The organism is Micromonospora sp. NPDC049060 (assembly GCF_040649055.1).
Taxonomy (GTDB): Bacteria; Actinomycetota; Actinomycetes; order Mycobacteriales; family Micromonosporaceae; genus Micromonospora; species Micromonospora reichwaldensis.
On sequence record NZ_JBEZEV010000149.1, the window covers coordinates 1 to 6,966 of the forward strand.

At 67.8% G+C, this 6,966-nt stretch carries 5 protein-coding genes and 1 pseudogene; 5 read left to right on the top strand and 1 reads right to left on the bottom strand.

Features of this window, described 5'->3' with window-relative positions:
• On the bottom strand, nucleotides 1-832 hold an 832-nt coding region (locus AB0B83_RS29580), incomplete at its 3' end, for an ISAs1 family transposase (RefSeq protein WP_357580923.1).
• Between the two features lie 238 nt (nucleotides 833-1,070).
• Here AB0B83_RS29580 and AB0B83_RS29585 point away from each other — a divergent pair.
• The 5 genes and pseudogenes from AB0B83_RS29585 (at nucleotide 1,071) to AB0B83_RS29605 (ending at nucleotide 6,902) form a co-directional block, all read left to right on the top strand.
• Nucleotides 1,071-1,877, top strand: a complete 807-nt coding sequence (locus AB0B83_RS29585; protein WP_357580924.1) for a class I SAM-dependent methyltransferase — start codon at nucleotides 1,071-1,073, stop codon at nucleotides 1,875-1,877.
• Nucleotides 1,874-2,089, top strand: a complete 216-nt coding sequence (locus AB0B83_RS29590) for a hypothetical protein (protein WP_357580925.1) — start codon at nucleotides 1,874-1,876, stop codon at nucleotides 2,087-2,089. The genes AB0B83_RS29585 and AB0B83_RS29590 overlap by 4 nt, the downstream gene beginning before the upstream one ends.
• A gap of 106 nt (nucleotides 2,090-2,195) precedes the next feature.
• Nucleotides 2,196-2,979, top strand: a pseudogene (locus AB0B83_RS29595) (transposase family protein).
• An 882-nt stretch (nucleotides 2,980-3,861) separates the two neighbouring features.
• Nucleotides 3,862-5,328, top strand: a complete 1,467-nt coding sequence (locus AB0B83_RS29600) for an endo-1,4-beta-xylanase (protein ID WP_357580926.1) — start codon at nucleotides 3,862-3,864, stop codon at nucleotides 5,326-5,328.
• 191 nt (nucleotides 5,329-5,519) lie between these two features.
• Nucleotides 5,520-6,902 (top strand): RICIN domain-containing protein, encoded by a 1,383-nt coding sequence (locus tag AB0B83_RS29605; RefSeq protein WP_357580927.1) that lies wholly within the window; start codon nucleotides 5,520-5,522, stop codon nucleotides 6,900-6,902.
• Nucleotides 6,903-6,966: the final 64 nt, after the last annotated feature.

Consider the following 6,966-nt stretch of genomic DNA (forward strand, 5'->3'; position numbering starts at 1 on the left):
CTTCTTGTCTGCCATGACGTGGTCCTTCCCGGACAGGATCGACGTCCTGTCCAACGGACCACACCCAGGTCAAACACGGAAATCTACGCAGTCCCTCACCTGACGACTTTGCCGGGGCCCTGGCCCGCCAGGGCAGTGCGGTGAGCTGGGCGTGCAGGTGGGGCTGGTTGCCTTTGACGGTCAGGATCCAGTGCGCGCCGCGTTCGGTGAGGTAGGTGACGTGATCGCGTTGGCAGTGCAGGGCGTCGGCGGTGATCACGGTGTCGCGCAGGTCGCTGATCTGGTCGAGTAGAGGCCGGAAGCGGGTGATTTCGTTGGTCTTGCCGTCGACGTCGATGCCGGCCAGGACCACACCGGTGGCCTGGTCGCACGCGGTCATCACGTGCCGGGCAGGGGTGTCGGTGGTGCGGGAGCCGCGCAGGGCCTTGCCGTCGACGGCGATCGCCCGGCCGGCCGTCAAGGTGGTGGCGGTGGTCCGGCCGGCGAGCCAGGCACTGATCGCCGCGGTCAGTAGTTGCGGGTCCATGGCCTGCAACAGCCGACGGATCATCGCCTCTGATGGACGCTGGTCGGGAGCGATGCCCAGGGCGAGAGCCGTCTCGGCCGGCACGTCGGCGACCCATTCGGCGATCGCGGTGTACGAGCGGTAGCCGGCGACCACGGCACACACGGCTGCGGTGACCACGACCGTCAGCCGGTGCCGGATACCTCGCCTGGCGCGTGGATCAGGCAGACCGGCGAGCGCTTCAGGCAGCCCACCAGCGGTTTCGGCAACGGTCAGAGCCGGTGCGCAGGACACCGACGAGATCAGCGATGATGGCAGCGCGGGCATGACTCACTTCGGCGATCAGCATGGCGTAGAGAACCTTGATGATCTTCCGAACAGGTCATGCCCGTCTTGCTGCCACCACCAACGGCGCTTCTACTCCAAGCCCCACAAGTCAGACACCGTCACGACTTTGCCGGGGCCCTGGGTAGCGAAGGAACGAGCCACCCTCTCCGCCGTCATGTCGGCCCCGCCGCCGCAGGGCCGGCACCCATCGGGAAACTACGAAAGGCCCTACTAAGACATGCAGCCCTCCATCTCCGACGTACAGGAGTATCTCTCCCTCGAGCCGCTGGCCACGAGGATCCACACTCATCAGCACTACAGCGACGTTCCCGATGACGTGGAGGCCGCGGTTCTGCAGGCGCTGTCGATGGCGCCCGAAGCAGAACTGCTCGACATCGGATGCGGCACCGGCAGCTTCCTCCGCAACCTGAGCGGGAGCGGCCACCGAGGACGGCTGGTGGGGTTGGACGCCTCCCCAGCCGCGGTGGACGCCCTCAGTGGCACTCCCGGCGTGTCCGCCCAGCTCGGTGATGCGATGGATCTGCCGTTCGAAGCGGATTCGTTCGACGTGGTCACGGCGCGCCACATGCTGTACCACGTCCCTGACGTCGGACAGGCGCTGGCCGAGGCACGGCGGGTACTCAAGACGGACGGCGTCTTCGCGGCGGTGGTGAACCATCCGGACGTGACTCCGCGGGTATCCGCGCTCGTCGTCGATGTGGTCTCCCAGGCCGGTGTGGAGATACCGGTCGTGCCCAACTCGCGGGTGCACAGCGGCAACCTGCCTGCGATGATCGAGTCGACGTTTGGTTCCGTCGAGGTGCACCGCTACGACAACGCGCTCGTCATCGACCGGCCCGAGCCGGTGATCGCATTCGCGGTGGCCCAACTGTCGTTCTACGGGGTGGAGCCCGAGTCCGGCCTGCGACCCGAGTTGACCCGTGCGATCGACCGGAGGGTGCGCGACTGGTTCACCTCTTCGAACGAGCCGTGGCGGGACCCGAAGGGGTACGTGGTCTGTACCGCGCGGCGGAGCAGCAGATGACCACCCTGGCAGAGACGCTGGTCCGTTGGCTTCCCCCCGCCCTCGGATTTCGGGCCGCGGGGGAGGACCTCGCCAGACGGATCTCCAGGTGCGCGGACAACCTTCCGCCGGGCGTGCACCTGATCCTCGGGGGGTCGTTGGCACGGGGTGAGCCGTCGATCATGGTGCGCGGCAGCGAGTACGAGCTCATCAGTGAGGGCTTTTCATCGTGATGGGCCTGGTCACGATGGGCGACGGAAAGCATGCGTCGACATAGGACGAGGCTCCCGGCAAGACAGCAGTCGACCAAGATCCGATGCCCCAACCGGGAGCCTCGCTGTGCTGTCTTACCCATCTGCGGTCGCGCTGTCCAGCCGCACCCTGAACCACCTGGCCGACCTCATCCGTGCCGAACGCACCCGCCGCCGTGGCCGGTGGCGACGTCTTGATGCCGGCCAGCAGGCCCTGCTCGCCCTGGCCCATCTGCGTAACGGGGACACCATCGCCCGTCTGGCCTGCGGCTTCGCGGTCAGCGTCACCACAGCCTGGCGGTACGTCCGGGAAGCCACCGACCTGCTCGCCGCGCACGCCGAGGACCTGAACGTGGCCATGCGGCGCATCGCCCGGCTCGCGTACGCGAGCCTGGATGGCACCCTGATCCCGATCGACCGGATCGCGCGGACCAGAGGCCGTACTACTCCGGGAAGCACAAGCGCCACGGAGTCAACGTGCAGGTCATCGCGGACTGCAAGGGACGCCTCATCTGGGCCTCGCCCGCCCTGCCCGGCGCCGTGCACGACCTGACCGCCGTCCGCACCCACGGCTTGATCGACGCTCCGAGCAGCGCCAACGTGATGACCTCCGCCGACAAGGCGTACCAAGGCGCTGGCGGCAGCATCCGCACGCCGTTCAAGCGCCGCCGTCACCGGCCGCGACTGTCCCGCCGGCAGAAGACCGTCAACCGGCACCACGCCAAGATCCGCGCCGTTGGCGAGCGCGCCGTCGCCACCCCAAGGGCTGGAAGATCCTGGCCAAGCTCCGCTGCTGCCCCCGACGCGCCACCGCGATCATCAAGGCCATCCTCGCCCTACATCACGGCCCGACCAGCCAAAACCCACGATGAAAAGCGCTCACTGAAGTGCCGGACACTCTGGTGTCCGGTCTCCGGGGGTCACTTCAAATCGTCAGCCTGGGCACTTGATGGTTGTGGTCACGGCCCTGGTCACAGGCTTGACGCCACGGGAGGGAGAAATCCCGCGTGGGCCGGTATCGCGGTCCTGTCCACTGTGGAACTGTCCTGAATCTTGGCCTGGTGTTCGACCAGCGAGGATCACCCCCGCGTGCGCGGGGAGCAGCGTCTCCGTACGCTGCTCGATCTTCCCCGTGCGGGATCACCCCCGCGTGCGCAACCTGACGCACGCCCGCAGCGCGTCAGGGCGCAGCGCGGAACTCGCCGTCCGATCGGGGTCATGATATCGCTAACATGGCTTGACATCGATTTCCCTGGCCGAGGTCGCCGGCCCGGGCACCCAGTCGGGATGTCCCGGTCCGGCGGGGCCGACGCCGGCTTCTCGCTCACTGAACCCGGTCTCGCGGACGTGTGCCTCCGGCGATGCGCGCCGCGTCCGGCGCGCTCCGACTGTGCCCCGGAGGTGTGGGCATTGCGGCACCGGCACGTATTGACGAACGGGATGTTATCGCTCACTCTCGATGTCGAGGATGACGGCACCTGTGGCTCACCGGGCGAGCTCGCTGGCCGAACCTCGCGTCCAGGGCATCCCCAGGGGTGCGCGGACGTCGCTTCAGGACCATCAGCAGCTGTGTGCGACAGCCGGTCGGACTGCCCGTGCCAGCGCGGACCGGCCGACGACGACCGGCGGAGCGCACCTGGGTGGCGTCGCCACCCACCCGTCTGACCGTCCGCGAGCCGCGTCCGCCGTCCCGGACCGGCTTGCCCGAGCGAACTGGCACATCACCACCACCGGATCCACTGGAAAGGAATGCCATGAGATCCAAGAGAACCCTGCTGTCGGCGATGGCCCTCGCCGTCGCGTTGACCGCGGGTATGACGGTGGCGCTGGCCCCGACGGCCAGCGCCGGGACGACCCTGAAAGCGTCCGCCGCTGAGAAGGGTCGCTACTTTGGCGCGGCCGTCGCGACGGGCAAGCTCTCCGACAGCCAGTACGTTGGCATTCTCAACCGCGAGTTCAACAGCGTTGTCGCCGAGAACGAGATGAAGTGGGACGCCACCGAGCCGCAACAGGGTCGGTTCAGCTACACGGGCGGTGACCGTCTCGTCAGTCACGCTCGGGCCAACGGCATGAGCGTGCGGGGTCACGCCCTGCTCTGGCACGCGCAGCAGCCGGGTTGGGCACAGAGCCTCTCCGGTAGCGCGTTGCGAAACGCCGCGATCAACCACGTCACCCAGGTCGCCACCCATTTCCGAGGCCAGATCCACTCCTGGGACGTGGTGAACGAGGCGTTCGCCGACGGTGGCAGCGGTGGTCGGCGTGACTCCAACCTGCAGCGCACGGGCAACGACTGGATCGAGGCGGCGTTCCGCGCCGCCAGGGCGGCCGACCCCGGCGCGAAGTTGTGCTACAACGACTACAACACCGACGGCGTCAATGCGAAGTCGACCGGTATCTACAACATGGTGCGGGACTTCAAGTCCCGGGGCGTGCCGATCGACTGCGTCGGTTTCCAGTCCCACCTGGGCACCTCGCTGCCGGGTGACTACCAGGCCAATCTGCAGCGCTTCGCCGACCTCGGGGTCGACGTGCAGATCACCGAGCTCGACGTCATGAAGGGCTCCAACCAGGCCAACATCTACGCCGCGGTCACGCGCGCCTGTCTGGCTGTCTCGCGCTGCAACGGCATCACCGTGTGGGGTGTGCGGGACAGCGACTCCTGGCGCGGCAGCGACGACGCCCTGCTCTTCGATCGATCGGGCAACAAGAAGCCGGCGTACACCTCAGTCCTCAACGCCCTGAACGAGGGTGGCAGCCCACCCACTACGCCGCCGCCGGGCTCCCCGGTGGACACCAGTGCCTGGTACGTGCTGGTGAATCGGAACAGCGGCAAGGCGTTGGACGTGTACAACCTCGCCACCAACGACGGTGCGCGGATCACGCAGTGGGCGCGGAACAACGGCAACCAGCAGCAGTGGCAGTTCGTGGACTCGGGTGGCGGCTACTACCGGTTGAAGTCCCGGCATTCCGGCAAGGTGCTGGACGTCTACAACTTCTCCACCTCCGACGCCGCGGCGATCGTGCAGTGGAGCGACGGCAATGGCACCAACCAGCAGTTCCGGCTCGCCGAATCGACCGGGGGTTACGTGCGTGTGATCAACCGCAACAGCGGCAAGGCCGTGGAGGTGCAGAATGCGTCCACCGCCGACGGGGCCAACATCGTCCAATACACCGACTGGGGCGGCAACAACCAGCAGTGGCAACTGATCCGCATCGGGTAGCTGGTCTTCCGTTCGGTGGCGCGGACGGCATCCGTTCGCGCCACCGCAGGCGGGCAGCCGGCCAGGGACGTGCGCCGGTGGCCGCATCGCGCTCGTACGACGAACACCGTGCTGACGCCGGACGTCGGCACGCACGCCAGGCCATCCGCGTGCGTTCCGCTCGCGGGTGACCCCGACCAGAGGAGTGGACCATGAGTGCCATCGGTGCGGCTCGTCCCGTACTTCCACGGAGACATCGCTGGCGGTCAGGGCTGGCCGCAGCGGCTGCGGCGGTCATCGCGGCCAGCACGTTGGTTGCCGTGAACGCGGCCCCTGCGGCCGCGGCGACTGTGGACACCAGCGCCTGGTACGTCTTGCTGAACAGGAACAGCGGCAAGGCGCTCGACCTCTACGCTTCGGCCACCAACGACGGTGCGCGGATCAACCAGTGGACGCGGCACGACGGGGCGAACCAGCAGTGGCAGTTCCTGGACTCAGGTGGCGGCTACTACAGGCTGAAGTCCCGGCACTCCGGCAAGGTCCTCGATGTGCACAACTGGTCGACCGCCGACGGCGGAGCGATCGTGCAGTGGTCCGACACCAACGCGACGAACCAGCAGTTCCGGCTCGCGGACTCGGACGGCGGTCACGTCCGGCTGATCAGCCGGCACAGCGGCAAGGCCGTGGAGGTGCAGGGTGCCTCCACCGCCGACGGTGGCAACATCGTGCAGTACTCCGACTGGAACGGCGCCAACCAGCAGTGGCAGCTTGTCCGCGTGGACAGCGGCAACCCGCCGTCGGGAGGCACCGGGTGCGGTAGGGCACCGACGCTGTCCAGCGGCACGCACACGATTCAGAGCAACGGCAGGAGCCGCTCCTTCATTCTGCGGGTGCCCACCAACTACAACAGCAACAACCCCTACCGGCTGATCTTCGCGTTCCACTGGCGCGGCGGCACCATGCAGGAGATATCCTCGGGCGGCACCAGCGGGACGGCCTGGTCCTACTACGGGCAGCAGGAGCAGTCGAACAACAGCGCGATCCTGGTCGCGCCCCAGGGACTTGGCAACGGCTGGGGCAACGCCGGCGGTGAGGACGTCACCTTCGTCGACGACATGATCAGACGGATCGAGAGTGACCTCTGCGTCAACCCGAGGCAGCGGTTCGCCCTCGGCTTCAGTTGGGGCGGCGGCATGAGCTATGCGCTCGCCTGCGCGCGGGCCACCGTCTTCCGGGCGGTCGCGGTCATCTCCGGCGCACAGATCAGCGGGTGCAGCGGCGGTACGCAGCCCATCGCGTACTTCGGGCTGCACGGCATCTCGGACAACGTCCTGAACATCTCGCAGGGGCGGTCGTTGCGCGACACGTTCGTCCGGAACAACGGTTGCACCGCCCAGAACCCGCCCGAGCCGGGGCCGGGCAGCCGTACGCACATCACGACCACCTACTCCGGCTGCAGGGCCGGCTACCCGGTCCAGTGGGCCGCGTTCGACAACGGTCACATGCCCGGACCGGTCGACGGGACGTACGCCGAGAGTGGCGTCACCACCTGGACCAAGGGCGAGATCTGGAGGTTCTTCGCGCAGTTCTCGTGACGCAGACGGGTCAGGCGGCGCCGGCCCCTGCGACGCAGGGGCCGGGTGTACGACGTCCCGGGGT